Origin of the sequence: Ruegeria profundi (assembly GCF_001507545.1) — a bacterium.
Taxonomy (GTDB): Bacteria; Pseudomonadota; Alphaproteobacteria; order Rhodobacterales; family Rhodobacteraceae; genus Ruegeria; species Ruegeria profundi.
Genome location: NZ_LQBP01000007.1, coordinates 201,276 through 216,876 on the forward strand (window position 1 = coordinate 201,276; position 15,601 = coordinate 216,876).

The window sequence follows — 15,601 nt, forward strand, 5'->3', positions numbered from 1 at the left end:
GGGCTACCCTTGGTTCAGGAGGAATCCCCATGCGTCGTTTATTGCTTGCTATTTCGTTTTGTGCCGGTCTGGCGTCGGGGGCACTCGCCCAGAGCGATGAGATCGAAAAAAACATCGCAGCCCAAATTCAGGCGTTTGAGGCTGATGACTTTGCCACAGCCTTTACCTATGCCAGCCCCGGTATCCAGCGCCTGTTCCAGACGCCCGAGAATTTCGGCGTGATGGTGAAGCGTGGATATCCGATGGTCTGGCGCCCGTCCGAAGTGCGGTTTCTGGAACTGCGAGACGTGGGCGGATCGCTATGGCAAAAGGTCATGATCACCGACATTGATGGCCAGGTGCATATTCTCGATTACCAAATGGTTCCACTTGAGAATGGGTGGAAAATCAACGGCGTACAGCTTTTGGGTAATTCCGACCCTGCGGCCTGACGCAACACCACCGTCACGGTGACATGATCGGCGGTTAATCCCTTTTCAGTACTCAGGCTTTTGCGTTCGGGGCGTGTGACCCCGGACACTGGGTTCATGCGCATGGCGGGCCGCCGCAGGCGCAACTGGGAAAGGGTTTTCTATGAATAAGGCAATCACCGATGGCATCGTGTTTATGCCGCCTGCTTTCGCGAATGGTCTGAATGTGTGGTCCAGCGGCGACGGAACGCCGGGTTCTCCGACCTATGACGGGTCGGGAACCGGCGCGTATGTACCGGCTGATGCGGATTTCGGCGGGTGCCTGGAAATCTTGAAGGTCGACGCAACGCAGCGCTTGCGCTACATGGGCCAGACCCCGTTGTTGCCGGGCTGCTACCTGCAGATCAAGGCGCGCGTCAAAGCCATAAGCGGCCCGCTGCCCGACGTGCGCATCGCCGCGTGGGCCGGCGGTGCCGGAGATGTGCAGGTCACCGGTGTTGTTGAGCAGGGACCGGCAACGCAGCTATCCGGTTACGGCACCGTGCATGAAATCACCGCAATTGTCGGTACAGGCCAACGGCCCGGTGTCGACATGCCTTGGGGCGTTGAGGCGCTGTACGGCCATTTCGGTATCGACATTGACGGCGCGAACGGAGCCGTGGTGCGTGTCGATGATATTGAGATCACAGACGTCACCGGCGTGTTTCTGCGAAACCTGATCAGCCTGGTGGACGTCCGTGATTTTGGTGCTGTTGGGGATGGGGTAACAGATGACTCTGCCGCGTTCGAAGCTGCGGATCAGGCGGCTAACGGTCGTCGGGTGTTTGTTCCCGAAGGGACCTATTTTCTGGCGCAGAACACCTCAATGGCAACTGAGATTGATTTCGAGGGCACAGTTACGATGCCGGGCGATAAGATGCTGCTTTTGACCAAAAGCTTTGATCTGCCAACCTACATCAATGCTTTTGGCAACGAAATGCTGGCGTTTAAAAAAGCGTTTCAGGCGTTGCTCAACAATTCGGACCATGAGTCATTGGATATGGGTGGGCGCAAGGTGTCGGTCACCGAACCGATTGATATGGCTGCTGCGGTTCCGAACCGGCAATCCGGTTTCTCAACCCGCCGTGTGATCCGCAATGGACAATTCGACGTCCAAAACAGCTCGGCCTGGGATACCGAGACTTTCACCTCGGTCGCAACATACAACCCCAACGACCCCACGCGTCTGGTGAACGTGGCCAATGTTGCCAACATCCCGGTCGGTTCGCTTGTGCAGGGCAGCGGCGTCGGGCGCGAGATTTATGTCCGCTCGAAGAATGAGGGCGCGGGTGAGATTACGCTGAACGCGCCTATCTATGATGCTGCCGGAACGCAGACCTTCACCTTTTTATCGTTCAAATATTTGCTGGATTTCAGTGGTTTCAGCACCCTGCGCAAATTCGGAATGGAACAGATCGAGTTCCAGTGCAACGGCCGCAGCAGCGCCATCCGTTTGGCTCCGTCGGGCAGCACCTTCGCGTTGGCGAACTGTTTTATCAGCCGCCCCAAAGACCGCGGGATCACCTCGATCGGGACGGGATGTCAGGGAATGTTGATCGACACTTGCCAGTTCCTGTCCACCGAGGAATCTTTCAATGTTTCGGATCGCAAGTCCATCGCACTGAATGCCACGGCCAATGATGTAAAGCTGCGCCACAATAGGGCCGTGCGGTTCCTGCATTTTGCCGTTCTCGGTGGTACGAACAACATGATCCTTGGCAATCACTTTTTTCAGGGTGACAGCATTCCGCAAGGCGTTCGCAGTCCCGGATTGATCATGATCGGCACGTATAACAGCTCGACCATCTCGGGGAATTACATCGACAACTGCTTTATCCAGTGGACTAACGAACGGGATGCAGATCCTGTCTACCGAGCTGGGTTTTCGTTCAGTTCGATGGCAATCACCGACAATATTTTCTATTCCAGTGAAGTTGCGCCCTGGTTCAGCTACATCACCATCCGCCCGCATGGCGCGGGGCATTTCTTGAATGGTGTTGTTGTCACAGGGAACAAATTTCGGTCCACAAGCGGAAGCATCAATCGGGTAGATCAGGTGGATACCTCTTTTGCCAGCCTGAACAGCTATGCGCATCGGAATGTCATGTTCGAAAACAATACATTTCACGGGGTGGACCAAAAAGTCGCGAATCCCTTGCGGGTGACGTATTCGCAAGGTTCCGCATCGCAGGCTTGGTCAATTCAGACTGCGGGAGAGTTGCCATTTGGTGGCTACGCACGCAGCTGCGATGCTGTCACCGCACTGGGGCCGCTGAAAAACGTATTTGGTCTGACGACCTATGCGACCCCGTATGTTGAGCTGGAGCAAGGTGCGTCGAGAGACGCCATCAACCTGCGGTGGCCCGAGGCTGTTAGTGGGGAAGTCTCAACCCTCATTCGTATGGAAAGCTAATGCCTTTTGTGGCCGCCCCCGCACGGGCGGCCACTTCGCTGACTTCAGAAAGTGTTCCAGAGTGCAAATTTAACACCCGTGTCGTTGCGTGCCTTATTGCGTTCAAAGCCCAGCACCCAGGTCCTTCCGTTGTCTCGCCCACGAATCAGGACCGAAGGCCGAACAGTCCAAAACAGTGAGCTTTCAGGCGTGTAGCTCGTTTCAATTTGCATCATGGGATTAAGCAGCCTGTCCCCGGACAGGCCAGTGGTAATGTCGAGCTTGCGGAACACTGCGTCATGCGTGCGGTTCTCCCATGCCGCGTCAACCGCAAACCATCCGTTGCCCAACCCGGTCTGGAACCCTTTGCCGTAAGACAGGGTCAATTTGTACATCGCCCAGGACCCAAACAGCCTGTAGTGAGCGCCAGCGCCGAACTCTGCTGCAAAACGCCCCCAGTCATCGAAATCAGCAACCGGAACACGCGCGAATACAAGTGCGTGGCCAAAGTAGTCCCGGTTTTGTTCCAAATCCAAACCGATTGTCACCTTTGGCCTAAGCCCGTATTCGGCATACAGCGCGGTTTTGTAATTGAAGCTGCCATCAGGGTCTTTGAAAGCCGTAACCGAGGCCGCAGTGAATGCAGCATCCTTTTCACGTAGCCAGGCGCCAGACCAAGCCGGGGCTGCAGCCATTAGGAGTAAAAAAAGAAAAACGACTCGGCACATGCGCAGAGCATCGGCCAGTGTGGTTAACGGATGGTTAGTATTTTGTTTATTTCTTGGAAACCAACAAAAGTGGCAGTGTCATCCAGCGAAACGCAAGACCTTACCAATTACTGTGTTAGTCTTGGTACAAATAAGGGAGTATCCAGATGCCGAAAATTTCCGAGAATGCGAGCGTCCAGACAGTCATCACCACTTTTGAAATGACACCGGGCACCTGCCAAGACCTGCTTGAGGCGCTGACCGATGCCTATTCCGAGTTCATTTCGAAACAGCCAGGGTTCGTTGCCGCTGGTCTGCACGTCAATGATGCACAGACGCGAATTGCCAATTATTCGCAATGGACCCGGCGCGAAGATTTTCTGGCTATGCTGCGCACTCCTGAAATGCGGGATCGCAACCGCAAGATCAACGAGCTGTGCAAAAGCTTTGAGCCGGTCATGTATGATGTGGCTGAAACATTCGGCAGTTTCTGACCTAGATCAATGACTTGGCGCGCGGCGCCATCCAGGTTGCAGAAACGAAAACGGAGGCGCGCGCCATGTACCACAATATCCTTGTCCCCATATCCTTTGATGCTGAACGGGACATTTCCGGACCGCTAAAACTGGCTGAACTGCTCTCGACGCCAGATGCAAGGGTCACGCTATTGCATGTGGTCGAACACATACCAAGCTATGCGATTTCGTATATGCCACCCGAATACTTGTCCGAGGCCCGCAAGGCCCTGAAGGTCGAGTTGGATGACCTGGCGGCCAAACTGCCCAATGCGACCGGTGAGGTGGTTGAGGGGCATTCCGGACGCACCATTCTGGACTGGGCGGAAACCCATAAACCGGACCTGATTATCATGGCGTCGCACCGGCCGGGCATGCAGGACCTTCTGCTGGGGTCGACCACCAACCATGTGGTGCGTCATGCCGCCTGCGCGGTTCACGTGGTGCGCTGATCGGGCCACAGATCTGCTTGGGTAAGCCGCCACGCTTTGCCGAAGCCACCATTTAGCAAGGCATCTGAGATGTCGAACCGAACAAAACCGAAATCGGCGAAATCGACGTAGAGTTTCGCTTTCGGTCGCAGGGTCAGATACCGCGACCGCAAGGTGGTGTGGTCAGCGCTTTCGCGTGAAATGAAACGGGCTGTGGCGTGCAGCGTCAACCGAGGATGGGTCAGGGGATCACCGGTTTTGCCGGGGTCCCCGACCAGCAGCGCACAGGCCGGGTTCGTACGCAGTGCTTGGGTATGATCCGCCAGGGTCGAGATCAGCGTCACCGGTCCGCCTGCGTCATCCGTGGCCAGCGCGATGCGCGATACCGAAGGCAGCCCAAGGTCCGGTCGCAAGGTAGCAAGGGCGGCATGGCGCGCGCCATCGATCAACTCGCGGGCTAACGTACGGGCAGTATCGTCGACCGGGCGGAAGGGGTCGGTTCGGCTCATGTCTTGGGTCTCGCGGTTTCAAGCGCTCAAACAATAGCCGCATCCGTTGTTCTGTGCGAGCGCTGGCTTCCGACCGGTCTTGCGTCTCGGTTTCGCCACAAACTCGGTTTAACAGAATGCCATGTCCCAAAAGACGCGCATAGAAAACATGGACACCCCCGCCCCGAAGGTTTCGCGACGCCAGCGACGGGCTGAGGCCTTGCGCAAGCGTGCCCTGTCGCCGATCAGAATCATGCTCATGGTTCTTATGCTGCCGGTGACTACTATCGGCATCGCGGTCGGTGTATATCTGCGGACCTCGGAATTCGAACATGATGAGGCGTTGCTGCACCTGATTGCCTTGGCTGGATGTAACGCGGTCGAAAACATCGTGCCAGGACCCTTTGTGGCTGGCGGGCCAGGCTATCACAAGCGCAACGACCCGGATGGCGATGGCGTGGCCTGCGACACCCGCAGCGTGGTTTTCGAACCAAGCGCGCCGCCGCAGCACACCGAGGCACCCGCAGCACGCAGGGTCGGAACCGCCAAGTTCGTGCGGCCCTGATCCCGAAGTCTGAGAGAATCCCCTAGGGTATGTTACACTGCACCAGACGCGCCGTTTTGGCCGTCATTGGGGGTTTCGCCCTGACAGGGAGGAAAGACATGTTTGCACGCATTACTCAGTTCAAAATGAAGCCCGGCATGCGCAATGCTGCCGAGGCCAAAATGAACGAATTGAAAGATCAGATCATGGGCATGGATGGTATGCACAGCTTTACCAATGTCATGAATGAAGACGGCACCGGATTTGTCGTTGCTGTCGTGCAAAGCGAGGAGAAATCGAACGCAAACGCGCCCAAAGTGGCCGAGCTGTGGGGCCATTTTGCCGAGTTCCTCGAAGGCCCGCCGTCGCCTGCCGGGTTCGACGTGGTTGTCCACTGGGACAAGGGATAAAGCCCGACACAGCTTGCCTTATTTCGATCAATCGCCAATCTTTGGGCGATGACCCGCGATGAGTTCAACAGTTTTTGCGCCAGCCTCAAAGCCACGTCCCACGTGGTGCAATGGGGTAATGCGGATGTGTGGAAAGTGGGCGGCAAGGTGTTTGCCATCTGCGGTTGGAACGAGGGGCGCGATGCCTTCACGTTCAAAGCCACCGATCTGGCCTTCGAGGTGCTGCAGGATGAGCCCGGCATCCGCCCCGCCCCCTATCTGGCCTCACGGGGGATGAAATGGCTGCAAGTCTACGAAGAACGCGGGATGAGCGACGACTCCCTGCGCGAACATATCGTGACGTCTTATGATCTGGTTGTGGCCAAACTGACCAAGAAGACGCGGGCTGAGTTGGGGGTTTAGGGTGGGTGATACTAGGTGCTGGGTGCTTCGAGTCGCGTAAATCTTCCGCCGGCACTACGTGCGTGCTGCGTTCTCGGATTATTGAGCCTTGGGCTTCATGCGTGCTGAGCAGGGTGTCCAGTTTCGTCATGGAAACTGTACGGGAATGCGATCTATGATTATTAATGGAAAGGGGGAATGCAGAGCTGCAGGTTTGAAGTGTGATTGGGCTAAAGAAGCGATAGAATCGTTGTATTGCAGAGTCTTGTAAATTTGCTATCAACCTAGGAATGATTGGATCATCTCTTCTTCTGCTTATTTCAGCAAGTCTCACATTTTGGTCTGTAGTGACTTTCGGCCCAAATTTGACACTGCCACTGCTGTTGGGTTCAATGGGAACCGTCGTAGCTTCAATTTTGCTACTGAGATTCAAACTCCGCAAACGGACAAACTGGGTCATAGTTGACGGATCGAATGTGCTGTATTGGGACAAAGACGAACCTAGTTTGCACTCGGTCAGATTGGTCATTCAAAAATTGGTTCTAGATGGTTTTGAGCCAGTACTGTGGTTCGATGCTAACGTCGGTTACTTGGTCTCTGGCCGATACATGAATCCCGCCAGTCTATCAAAAGCTCTTCGATATCCGGCGCGTCGAATTACAGTTGCGCCAAAAGGAACACCTGCCGATCCGCTTTTGATCAGCGATGCGGAAAGGTTGAGGGCACTTATCGTCACAAATGATCGCTTTAGAGACTGGCAAGAGCATTTTCCCGAAGTTACAAAGCAGGACGCGTTTTTGCGGGGGAGAATAAAAAACAACCAAGTCTACTTAAGATAGAGTGCTACCGCTTCCTTCTCTTCACATTCCCACCCCGCTGCCCCGGTCTGCCAGCCGTTGAACGCCCGCGTGATTTCACTGCATCTTCCGAGGCTTTCTCGACCGCCCATTGGCGCGCCATGGGGTCGTCGGCGACGGCGAGGTCGACCGCTTCGAGACGTTTGATCTCATCCCGGATATTGGCGGCCTCTTCGAATTCAAGGTTCTCGGCGGCCTTGCGCATTTGTTCGCGCAACCCGTCCAGATGGGCCTCAAGGTTGGCGCCGTGCATCGGTTTGTCGATGGTGGCGGTGACGCGGTTCATGTCCACGTCGCCTTCGTAGAGACCGGCCAGAACATCCTCGACATTCTTTTTCACCGTCGCGGGCGTGATGCCGTGTTCCTCGTTATAGGCGATCTGCTTGGCGCGGCGGCGGTTGGTTTCGTTCAGCGCGCGCTCCATCGAACCGGTGATCTTGTCTGCATACATGATCACCCGGCCATCGGCGTTCCGCGCGGCGCGGCCGATGGTCTGGATCAGCGAGGTTTCGGACCGCAAAAAGCCCTCTTTGTCGGCGTCAAGAATGGCGACCAGCCCGCATTCGGGGATATCGAGCCCCTCGCGCAGCAGGTTGATGCCGACCAGCACGTCGAACGCCCCCAATCGCAGGTCGCGCAGGATTTCTATGCGCTCAATCGTGTCGATGTCCGAGTGCATGTAGCGGACCTTGATGCCCTGTTCATGCAGGTATTCGGTCAGGTCTTCGGCCATGCGTTTGGTGAGCGTCGTGACCAGCGTGCGATAGCCATTGGCGGCGACCTTGCGCACTTCGTCCAGCAGATCGTCCACCTGCATCGAGACGGGGCGGATTTCAACCTCAGGGTCTAGCAGGCCGGTGGGTCGGATCACCTGCTCGGTGAAAACGCCGCCGGATTGGTCCAGCTCCCACGCGGCAGGGGTGGCCGAGACAAAAACCGATTGCGGGCGCATGGCGTCCCATTCTTCGAACTTGAGGGGGCGGTTGTCCATGCACGACGGCAGGCGGAACCCGTGTTCGGCCAGTGTGAATTTACGCCGATAGTCGCCCCGGTACATGCCGCCGATCTGCGGGACGCTGACGTGGGATTCATCTGCAAACACGATGGCGTTGTCGGGGATGAATTCGAACAGGGTCGGGGGCGGCTCACCCGGCGCGCGACCCGTCAGATAACGCGAGTAATTCTCGATCCCGTTACATACGCCGGTGGCCTCAAGCATTTCCAGATCGAAATTGGTGCGTTGTTCCAGTCGTTGGGCTTCCAGCAGTTTGCCTTCGCCCACCAGTTGGTCGAGCCGGATGCGCAGTTCCTTTTTGATCCCGATGATCGCCTGCTGCATCGTCGGCTTTGGCGTCACGTAATGGGAATTGGCATAGACGCGGATCTGCTCCATCGTGTCGGTTTTCTCGCCGGTCAGCGGGTCGAATTCGGTGATCTGCTCTAGTTCCTCACCGAAGAAAGACAGCTTCCACGCGCGGTCCTCAAGGTGGGCGGGCCAGATTTCCAGGGAATCACCACGCACCCGGAACGAGCCGCGCTGAAACGCCTGATCGTTGCGGCGATATTGCTGCGCGACCAGATCGGCCATCACCTGCCGCTGGTCATACTCCTTTCCGACCTTCAAATCCTGCGTCATCGCGCCGTAGGTTTCGACCGAGCCGATGCCGTAGATGCACGAGACCGAGGCGACGATGATCACGTCATCGCGCTCCAGCAATGCACGCGTGGCCGAGTGGCGCATTCGATCGATCTGTTCGTTGATCTGGGATTCTTTTTCTATGTACGTGTCGGACCGCGGCACGTAAGCCTCGGGCTGGTAATAGTCATAGTATGAAACAAAGTATTCGACCGAGTTTTCGGGGAAGAACCCTTTGAACTCGCCATATAGCTGCGCCGCGAGTGTCTTGTTGGGCGCAAGAATGATAGCGGGGCGCTGGGTTTCCTCGATCACCTTGGCCATAGTGAATGTTTTGCCCGTCCCGGTCGCGCCCAGAAGCACCTGATCACGCTCACCGTCCAGAACACCGCCGGCCAGTTCCTTGATCGCTGTCGGCTGATCGCCTGCCGGGTTGAACTCGGTGTGCATCACGAATGCCTTGCCGCCTTCCAGCTTCAGGCGGGCGCGAACGTCATCGGCGGTCAGCTGGGTCTTGTCGGAATGAGCGTATGCCATAGGGGATTCCTTTCGCGCCTGATTTTGGTCTGTTTTTGTTCTTGTTCAAGGGGGCATCTCCAATCATCGAAATTGCGACAATTGCGGACTTGTCCGCGCCGCGTGTCTGGCGCATATACAGCAATAGCCAAGTGAGTACGGAGAGGCGACATGCGCGCACGGATTTACAAGCCTGCCAGGAATGCGATGACCTCGGGGATGGCCAAAACCCGAAAGTGGGTTCTGGAATACGCCCCTGCTTCGGCGCGTGAGGTTGATCCGCTCATGGGGTGGACCTCGTCCAGTGACACGCAAACCCAAGTGCGTCTGAAATTCGACACCAAGGAAGAGGCGCTGGACTACGCCAAGGATAACGGGATTGAGGTGCAGGTCAGCGAGCCGCACAAGCGCAAACCAAACCTGCGCGCCCGTGGGTATGGCGAAAACTTCGCTCCTGACCGGCGTGGTGCCTGGACGCACTGAATGATCGAGATCAGGCGCGTTGACCCGACCTCTGACGCGTTGCGCCCGGTGATCACGGCCCATTTTGCCCATGGCCAGACGGCGGGGCCTGCGGAAAGCAATCACACGATGGATGCGCTGGCGTTGGCCGGTCCTGATGTTAGGGTCTGGGCGATCTACCATGAAGGCCAACCGGTTGGATGCGGTGCGCTCAAGGCACTGCCGGACGGTACGGCCGAGATAAAGTCGGTACATATTCTGACGCAGATGCGCGGGCGCGGTCTGGCAAGGCAGATGATGAAGCACCTAGCAGATCAAGCGCGATCCGAGGGTGTTTCAGCCTTGGTCCTGGAAACCGGCGCAGCCCATCTTCCGGAATATGACGCCGCGCGGAAACTGTATGAGGGATTGGGCTACGCTTACTGCGGGCCGATCATCGGGTACGAAGACGATCCCAACAGCGCTTTTATGCGGTTGGCTCTTTAGGGTCGCAGATCAAGCGCCCCGTACCGGCCCTAGACTTCAGACCGTGGGGTTCTGGTTGCATATAGCCGAAGTCGTATTTTTGCTAACCTGCGCTCAAAGAAGACCTTATCACCGGTGTCAATTGCTTAAGTTAAGCGGTGACAAATCACCAAGGTTTCCCTGCTCGTCACCAAGTTGACAATCCATAACAATTGCCTGATACAGCGCGAATACGAGTGGGCCGTTAGCTCAGCTGGATTAGAGCAGGGAACTTCTAATTCTCAGGTCGGGGGTTCGAGTCCTCCACGGCTCGCCACTTCTCTGGTCATTTTCTCCCGACAGGTTCAGGTTTGTGGGTTCGGGCGCGTTACAGGTTTTGCGTCATCGCTCCGGGCTTTCAGGTTCGCTTGCAGAACAAGTGTTGCTACAATCGCCAGCATCACACCAGGCCATGTCGCCATTGGCGGCAAGCTGTCCCCCAAAGCCAATCCGATAAACAGAACAAGGGCCGGGTTTAGGAACGTGTAAGACGCCACACGCGTTGGCCCGATCCGAGTGGTGCTCCACTGAAGTATGAAGAACGTTACAATCGTAGTGAATACCGACAGGTAGGCGATTCCGGCAAATACCTGCGTCGGGATCGATGACCATTGCACCTCGGCCAGTCGTGGAAGGGACAGCAACAGCAACCAAACAGCGCCGGTCGCCAGAATCCAAAAGGTCATCCGGGCCATCGGCTCACCTCGGTGCAGGACTTTTACCAGTGTACTGTATGCCGCGAGCGCGAGTGTACCTGTCAGGAACACCAAATCACCCTGGCCGACTTCAAGCGCGAGGAAAGCGTGCGGGTTCCCCCGAAAAATGACCCAGATCGCGCCGACGGCTCCGATGGGTAAGGCCACGCGCGCCGAAAGCGTCATCTTCTCGCGCAAGAGGATCGCAGCCATGGTGGCCGTGATGATCGGGTGCAAGGCAAAAATCGCCGCTGTATTCAGCGGTGTGGTCGTGCGCAACGCGGCGAACATGCACCAGAAAAACGCAACCATCAACAGGCTCAGCACTCCGTACCGCAGCAAATCGCGCAGCGTCGGCAGCACAAGCCCAAAGCGCCAAATAACAAGTGGCGCAAACAACAGGGTTGCAAGGGCAAACCGGATCAGCGTTAGCACAACGCTATCGAGACCGGCGGTGATGGCCGACGCGACCGGAAAAGACGTGGCAACAAGAAATGTCGCCACCAGCATCAATCCGTGAACCGGCAGGTCAAGGCCGGTTCCGGATTTTGAGATAGGGTTACTCAATTGCGTCGGCATTTCAACCTCCTACTCCGCTGCTATTGGGTTGAACCGGCTTGGGAACGGGCCCGAAAATGAAATTTGTTCCAGTGGCATCCGGTCGCTGGGGGCCTCACGAGTTTGCAGGTCTTCGGGAAGGCGGCTGGCATCGGTTTGACGCCCGATTGCGATCCCGATTTCCACCTTGAATCGGTCCGGCAGTTCCAGCACCTCAGACGCGCGATCAAAGGCAAGACCCGCCATCGCATGAGCGGCATATCCAAGTGCCGTAGCCTGAAGCGCAATTTGTGCCCAGGCGGCTCCTGAATCGAAGCTGTTGTAATGCGAGACCGCATCAGGCCGGGTTTCGTCGCCGGGCATCACGGTATCCGACACCAGAAAGACCAGCGCCGAAGCCTCTGCCGCCCATTGCTGATTGAACGGATCAAGCAGCGAGATGAAGGTCGACCAATGCGCGTCTTGCCGTTGGGCATAGAGAAACCGCCACGGCTGCACATTGTAAGCAGATGGCGCCCAGCGGCCTGCTTCAAGAATGGTCATAAGATCCTGTTCGGGCATTGCAGAGGCGTCGTAGGACCGCGGCGACCAGCGCGACAGGAAAATAGGTTCAACGGGGTGATGAGGGGTTCTTGCAGCTTGCATTCAAAACTCTCCTTAAGGCTTCGGGTGTCGATTGTTCGGCGTGTGGTATGCGGTTGAACTGCCCCGCCACCGTCATGATCAAAAATACGCTCGTAGCAACGAGTGGAGAATGTAGTGTTTGGTGAAAACATCATTCACTGATAGTGAATGACGATGGATCGTATGACCGCACTGACCGTCTTTCGAAACGTGGTTGAGCTTGGCAGCTTTGCAGCGGCTTCCCGGCAGTTGGGCTTGTCGCCCGCTGCGATCAGTAAAAATGTAAGCGAGTTGGAGGCGCATCTTTCCGTGCGTCTCATCAACCGCACCACACGGCGTATGAGTCTGACTGAGGCCGGAACCCTTTACTTTGAACGCGTGGTGCAGGCACTCGACGACCTCGCGGAAGCGGACGGCATACTTCAGGCTGCGCAGAATACACCTTCGGGATTGCTGCGCGTCAGTGCCCCGATGACCGTAACGCTGGTTAGATTATCGGACGCAATTCCGAAATTTCTGCTCCGCTATCCTGAGATTTCGCTGGATCTGAGGCTTGATGACCGTCGGGTGAACCTTGTTGAAGAAGGCTTCGACATTGCTCTGCGCGGCAGCGACAACCTGGAAGATTCGGGCCTTATCGCACGCAAGTTGGCGACAATGGACCATGTGCTTTGCGCGGCGCCATCGTATTTGGAAACGCATGGTCGGCCCCAGCAGCCCGAGGACCTGGCACAGCACAATTGTATTCAATTCAGCTTGTCAGACCATGCTACGAAATGGACCTTCCACAATGGTAAACGAACGGCGAGCGTGCCCATAAGCGGGCGCTACAAAGTCTCGTCCAGCCTTGCCGTCCGCGACGCTTTGTGTGCGGGGTTCGGCATCAGCGTCATTCCCAGAATGTATGTCGCACAGGACATTGCCACAGGACGGCTTTGCCCGGTTTTGCAAGACTGGACACCGAATGAAACATCGCTCTATGCCGTCTACCCTTCAAGGCGGTTTATAGTCTCGAAGGTTCGGGTATTTCTCGACTTTCTGGTCGATGAGATGAGTGCGTGACCCAAGGCGCAATCTGGTCAATTGGCTTGCCACCATATGATGAGGACTGGCCGCATCTTTTGCACGCATTGGGCATGGCGCAGGGCTAATCACGCTTTGGCGGAACGGTTCCGCGATTGACCTCAGTTCATTCCGTTTTGCCGCTGTGTCCGCGGTTTTTGCGATGTTGTTTAGCCAGCTTAGAAAAATTCTTGCAACCGGTTGCAAAAATACCCATGGTGTATTCAGTCGAAGAATCAGGAGGATCGCATGCTCAGAGTTGGACTGCTTGGCGCGGGGCGGATTGGCCGGGTGCACGCACAGACCATTTCTGCGCATCCTCAAAGTCGGCTTTGCGCAGTCTCTGATGCGATCTCGGATGCGGCTGAAAGCCTGGCTGCCGAACAGGGTGGCAGGGTAAGTACCTCTGATGACATCATTGCTGATCCGTCGATTGATGCCATCCTGATTGCGACGCCGACAGACACGCATTCTGACCTGATCGAGGCCGCAACACAGGCGGGAAAGGCGGTGCTATGTGAAAAGCCTATTGACCTTAATCTTGAGCGAGCGCTTGCATGTCAGGCGGCAGTTTCAAACACCGATCAGCCGGTGATGGTGGGGTTCAACCGTCGCTTTGACCCAAGCTTTTCAACGCTGAAAACTGCGGCGGATCAGGGTGAAATCGGTACGCCCGAGATGCTTTCGATCACCTCTTTCGACCCCGCGCCGCCGCCGGTCAGCTATATCAAGGTTTCGGGCGGGTTGTTTCGGGACATGATGATCCACGATTTCGACATGGCAAACTATCTGATGGGCCGTTTGCCCGTGCAGATTTCCGCCGTTGGCTCGTCGCTTGTGGACCCCGAGATCGGGCGCGCTGGTGATGTGGACACTGCTGTTGTCACCATGACATACGCCGGAGGTCAGATCGCGGTGATCAAGAATTCGCGTCGTGCAGTGTATGGCTATGATCAGCGGATCGAGGTGTTGGGATCGGGCGGCATGCTTCAAGCGCAGAATATTCTGGAACACGCTGTTGTAAAATCCACCGCTGATGGCGTCACCGCGGCGAAGCCAACCTACTTTTTCTTAGAACGCTATATGCCCGCCTATCGCGCAGAATGGGATGCTTTTGTGCAGGCCGTTCAGGCGGGTTCGGCGATGCCCGTGACGCTTGAGGATGGCGTCGCCGCCCTTGCCATGGCCGAGGCTGCGACCCGTTCTATGCAGTCAGGTCAGCCGGTTGCAATAGAGGATGTTTTGAAACCGGTTGCAAAATGATGGGATATCCGGAAACTGAAACAAGCTCCGCCAGCTTCCGGAGCAGAGGAGATTCGGTTCGTCCGGATGATTGGGGCTGACGCCCCACAAAAGATAGACTGTTCTTATGGGAGGAAACCAAATGAATAAGTTCGTAAAAGGCGCACTGGCTGCCGGTGCTCTGGCTCTGGCCACGCCAGCATTTGCGCAGGAAATCGTGGTTGTGTCGCACGGTCAGGCAAATGACGCGTTTTGGAATGTCGTGAAGAACGGGGTCGAGCAGGCCGGTAAGGATGTCGGCGTAAACGTGGAATATCGCGCGCCTGAAACCTTTGACATGGTGGCCATGTCGCAGCTGATCGACGCTGCAGTGAACCAGGAACCCGATGGGCTTATCGTTTCGATCCCGGATGCAGACGCGCTGGGGCCGTCAATTGAACGCGCGGTCGCGGCCGGCATTCCGGTGATCTCGATCAACTCGGGGTCTGACGTGTCCAAGGAGCTGGGTGCGTTGCTGCATGTTGGCCAGGACGAATTCGATGCTGGCAAGGCCGCTGGCGAGGCGCTGGCCGCGATGGGCGGCACAACAGCGATCTGCGTCAACCACGAAGTAGGCAACGTCGCGCTGGACTTGCGTTGTGAAGGCTTCGCTGAAGGGTTTGGCGGAGAGGTTGAGGTGCTTCCAACGTCAAACGACCCATCGGAAATCGAATCCAAGGTCTCCGCAGCTTTGGCTTCGAACGAGGCCGTGGACACCGTGATGGCGCTGGGCGCCAGTTCGGCGGGTGAGCCTGCTGTCGCGGCTGTCAAAGGATCGGGCCGCGAGGTGAACGTCGCTTCTTTTGACCTGTCAGCAAACTTCCTGCAGTCGATTGCGGATGGCGATGCGGCTTTTGCGATTGACCAGCAACAGTATCTGCAAGGCTACCTTGCGGTGAACTTCATGGGGCTGCACGCCAAGTACGGTCTTATGCCCGGCGGCAATGTGCCCTCGGGTCCCAATCTGGTCACTCAGGAAAAGGCTGCGCAGGTGATTGACCTGTCAGCGCAAGGCATCCGCTAAGCCTTTTGGTCTGTGACAACGGAAACGGCGCGGCGTGCGCCGTTTCAACCTAAGTGGGAGGAGAG

At 56.6% G+C, this 15,601-nt stretch carries 18 protein-coding genes and 1 tRNA gene; 14 read left to right on the forward strand and 5 right to left on the reverse strand.

From position 1 onward, the window contains the following. Positions 1-29 precede the first annotated feature (29 nt). The gene (locus AVO44_RS14710; RefSeq protein ID WP_068338271.1) at positions 30-431 is read left to right on the forward strand and encodes a DUF4864 domain-containing protein; all 402 of its coding nucleotides are present in this window, start codon (positions 30-32) and stop codon (positions 429-431) included. A 142-nt stretch (positions 432-573) separates the two neighbouring features. Next, positions 574-2,862 (forward strand): glycosyl hydrolase family 28-related protein, encoded by a 2,289-nt coding sequence (locus tag AVO44_RS14715; protein WP_068338272.1) that lies wholly within the window; start codon positions 574-576, stop codon positions 2,860-2,862. 44 nt (positions 2,863-2,906) lie between these two features. Here AVO44_RS14715 and AVO44_RS14720 read toward each other — a convergent pair whose 3' ends face one another. Next, the gene (locus AVO44_RS14720) at positions 2,907-3,536 is read right to left on the reverse strand and encodes a hypothetical protein (protein ID WP_233421994.1); all 630 of its coding nucleotides are present in this window, start codon (positions 3,534-3,536) and stop codon (positions 2,907-2,909) included. A gap of 179 nt (positions 3,537-3,715) precedes the next feature. Here AVO44_RS14720 and AVO44_RS14725 point away from each other — a divergent pair, with 179 nt between their 5' ends. Together AVO44_RS14725 and AVO44_RS14730 are read left to right on the forward strand one after the other, a co-directional pair. Then, positions 3,716-4,042 carry an antibiotic biosynthesis monooxygenase family protein gene (locus AVO44_RS14725; protein ID WP_068338276.1) on the forward strand — a complete coding sequence of 109 codons (327 nt, stop codon included), beginning with the start codon at positions 3,716-3,718 and terminating at the stop codon, positions 4,040-4,042. 65 nt (positions 4,043-4,107) lie between these two features. Beyond that, positions 4,108-4,515: a universal stress protein gene (locus AVO44_RS14730; protein WP_068338372.1), complete on the forward strand. Its 408-nt coding sequence runs from the start codon at positions 4,108-4,110 to the stop codon at positions 4,513-4,515. Here AVO44_RS14730 and AVO44_RS14735 read toward each other — a convergent pair. Then, the gene (locus AVO44_RS14735) at positions 4,500-5,003 is read right to left on the reverse strand and encodes a HugZ family pyridoxamine 5'-phosphate oxidase (protein WP_068338278.1); all 504 of its coding nucleotides are present in this window, start codon (positions 5,001-5,003) and stop codon (positions 4,500-4,502) included. The genes AVO44_RS14730 and AVO44_RS14735 overlap by 16 nt on opposite strands. 148 nt (positions 5,004-5,151) lie before the next feature. Here AVO44_RS14735 and AVO44_RS14740 point away from each other — a divergent pair, with 148 nt between their 5' ends. The 4 genes from AVO44_RS14740 to AVO44_RS14755 all read left to right on the forward strand — a co-directional run bounded on the left by AVO44_RS14740 (position 5,152) and on the right by AVO44_RS14755 (position 7,156). Then, a complete protein-coding gene (locus tag AVO44_RS14740; RefSeq protein ID WP_233421995.1) occupies positions 5,152-5,547 on the forward strand; it encodes an excalibur calcium-binding domain-containing protein in 396 nt (131 codons plus the stop codon). 98 nt (positions 5,548-5,645) lie between these two features. Continuing rightward, positions 5,646-5,936 carry a hypothetical protein gene (locus AVO44_RS14745; RefSeq protein WP_068338279.1) on the forward strand — a complete coding sequence of 97 codons (291 nt, stop codon included), beginning with the start codon at positions 5,646-5,648 and terminating at the stop codon, positions 5,934-5,936. Positions 5,937-5,984: 48 nt separating this feature from the next. Continuing rightward, a complete protein-coding gene (locus tag AVO44_RS14750; protein ID WP_068338281.1) occupies positions 5,985-6,338 on the forward strand; it encodes an MmcQ/YjbR family DNA-binding protein in 354 nt (117 codons plus the stop codon). A 371-nt stretch (positions 6,339-6,709) separates the two neighbouring features. Continuing rightward, on the forward strand, positions 6,710-7,156 hold the full coding sequence (locus tag AVO44_RS14755; protein WP_068338282.1) for an NYN domain-containing protein: 447 nt from the start codon (positions 6,710-6,712) through the stop codon (positions 7,154-7,156). Between the two features lie 4 nt (positions 7,157-7,160). Here the strand turns inward: AVO44_RS14755 and uvrB are convergent, their stop codons facing one another. After that, on the reverse strand, positions 7,161-9,347 hold the full coding sequence (gene uvrB / locus AVO44_RS14760; RefSeq protein WP_068338284.1) for an excinuclease ABC subunit UvrB: 2,187 nt from the start codon (positions 9,345-9,347) through the stop codon (positions 7,161-7,163). A gap of 150 nt (positions 9,348-9,497) precedes the next feature. On the opposite strand from uvrB, the gene AVO44_RS14765 reads away from it, so the two are divergent. The 3 genes from AVO44_RS14765 (at position 9,498) to AVO44_RS14775 (ending at position 10,569) form a co-directional block, all read left to right on the forward strand. Next, positions 9,498-9,809, forward strand: a complete 312-nt coding sequence (locus AVO44_RS14765) for an ETC complex I subunit (RefSeq protein WP_068338286.1) — start codon at positions 9,498-9,500, stop codon at positions 9,807-9,809. After that, the gene (locus tag AVO44_RS14770; protein ID WP_068338288.1) at positions 9,810-10,274 is read left to right on the forward strand and encodes a GNAT family N-acetyltransferase; all 465 of its coding nucleotides are present in this window, start codon (positions 9,810-9,812) and stop codon (positions 10,272-10,274) included. It abuts the gene before it with no gap. Positions 10,275-10,491: 217 nt separating this feature from the next. Beyond that, positions 10,492-10,569, forward strand: a tRNA-Arg gene (locus AVO44_RS14775). Positions 10,570-10,597: 28 nt separating this feature from the next. Here AVO44_RS14775 and AVO44_RS14780 read toward each other — a convergent pair. Both AVO44_RS14780 and AVO44_RS14785 read right to left on the reverse strand, forming a co-directional pair. Beyond that, a complete protein-coding gene (locus tag AVO44_RS14780) occupies positions 10,598-11,566 on the reverse strand; it encodes a DMT family transporter (RefSeq protein WP_068338290.1) in 969 nt (322 codons plus the stop codon). 9 nt (positions 11,567-11,575) lie between these two features. After that, positions 11,576-12,190 carry a nitroreductase family protein gene (locus AVO44_RS14785; RefSeq protein WP_068338292.1) on the reverse strand — a complete coding sequence of 205 codons (615 nt, stop codon included), beginning with the start codon at positions 12,188-12,190 and terminating at the stop codon, positions 11,576-11,578. Between the two features lie 147 nt (positions 12,191-12,337). Between AVO44_RS14785 and AVO44_RS14790 the strand changes: the two genes are divergently transcribed. The 3 genes from AVO44_RS14790 (at position 12,338) to AVO44_RS14800 (ending at position 15,536) form a co-directional block, all read left to right on the forward strand. After that, on the forward strand, positions 12,338-13,231 hold the full coding sequence (locus AVO44_RS14790; protein WP_205626548.1) for a LysR family transcriptional regulator: 894 nt from the start codon (positions 12,338-12,340) through the stop codon (positions 13,229-13,231). A gap of 249 nt (positions 13,232-13,480) precedes the next feature. Then, positions 13,481-14,494, forward strand: a complete 1,014-nt coding sequence (gene iolG, locus AVO44_RS14795; RefSeq protein WP_068338294.1) for an inositol 2-dehydrogenase — start codon at positions 13,481-13,483, stop codon at positions 14,492-14,494. Positions 14,495-14,615: 121 nt separating this feature from the next. After that, positions 14,616-15,536: a sugar ABC transporter substrate-binding protein gene (locus AVO44_RS14800; RefSeq protein WP_068338296.1), complete on the forward strand. Its 921-nt coding sequence runs from the start codon at positions 14,616-14,618 to the stop codon at positions 15,534-15,536. Positions 15,537-15,601 lie beyond the last annotated feature (65 nt).

Excerpts from the sequence above, each read along its gene's own strand:
- AVO44_RS14715 (WP_068338272.1), top strand. The coding sequence starts at position 574 with ATGAATAAGGCAATCACCGATGGCATCGTGTTTATGCCGCCTGCTTTC.
- iolG (WP_068338294.1), top strand. The coding sequence starts at position 13,481 with ATGCTCAGAGTTGGACTGCTTGGCGCGGGGCGGATTGGCCGGGTGCAC.
- AVO44_RS14790 (WP_205626548.1), top strand. The coding sequence starts at position 12,338 with ATGACGATGGATCGTATGACCGCACTGACCGTCTTTCGAAACGTGGTT.
- AVO44_RS14725 (WP_068338276.1), top strand. The coding sequence starts at position 3,716 with ATGCCGAAAATTTCCGAGAATGCGAGCGTCCAGACAGTCATCACCACT.
- AVO44_RS14730 (WP_068338372.1), top strand. The coding sequence starts at position 4,108 with ATGTACCACAATATCCTTGTCCCCATATCCTTTGATGCTGAACGGGAC.
- AVO44_RS14740 (WP_233421995.1), top strand. The coding sequence starts at position 5,152 with ATGGACACCCCCGCCCCGAAGGTTTCGCGACGCCAGCGACGGGCTGAG.
- AVO44_RS14765 (WP_068338286.1), top strand. The coding sequence starts at position 9,498 with ATGCGCGCACGGATTTACAAGCCTGCCAGGAATGCGATGACCTCGGGG.
- AVO44_RS14750 (WP_068338281.1), top strand. The coding sequence starts at position 5,985 with ATGACCCGCGATGAGTTCAACAGTTTTTGCGCCAGCCTCAAAGCCACG.
- uvrB (WP_068338284.1), bottom strand. The coding sequence starts at position 9,347 with ATGGCATACGCTCATTCCGACAAGACCCAGCTGACCGCCGATGACGTT.
- AVO44_RS14780 (WP_068338290.1), bottom strand. The coding sequence starts at position 11,566 with ATGCCGACGCAATTGAGTAACCCTATCTCAAAATCCGGAACCGGCCTT.
- AVO44_RS14785 (WP_068338292.1), bottom strand. The coding sequence starts at position 12,190 with ATGCAAGCTGCAAGAACCCCTCATCACCCCGTTGAACCTATTTTCCTG.
- AVO44_RS14745 (WP_068338279.1), top strand. The coding sequence starts at position 5,646 with ATGTTTGCACGCATTACTCAGTTCAAAATGAAGCCCGGCATGCGCAAT.
- AVO44_RS14800 (WP_068338296.1), top strand. The coding sequence starts at position 14,616 with ATGAATAAGTTCGTAAAAGGCGCACTGGCTGCCGGTGCTCTGGCTCTG.
- AVO44_RS14710 (WP_068338271.1), top strand. The coding sequence starts at position 30 with ATGCGTCGTTTATTGCTTGCTATTTCGTTTTGTGCCGGTCTGGCGTCG.
- AVO44_RS14720 (WP_233421994.1), bottom strand. The coding sequence starts at position 3,536 with ATGGCTGCAGCCCCGGCTTGGTCTGGCGCCTGGCTACGTGAAAAGGAT.
- AVO44_RS14770 (WP_068338288.1), top strand. The coding sequence starts at position 9,810 with ATGATCGAGATCAGGCGCGTTGACCCGACCTCTGACGCGTTGCGCCCG.
- AVO44_RS14755 (WP_068338282.1), top strand. The coding sequence starts at position 6,710 with ATGGGAACCGTCGTAGCTTCAATTTTGCTACTGAGATTCAAACTCCGC.
- AVO44_RS14735 (WP_068338278.1), bottom strand. The coding sequence starts at position 5,003 with ATGAGCCGAACCGACCCCTTCCGCCCGGTCGACGATACTGCCCGTACG.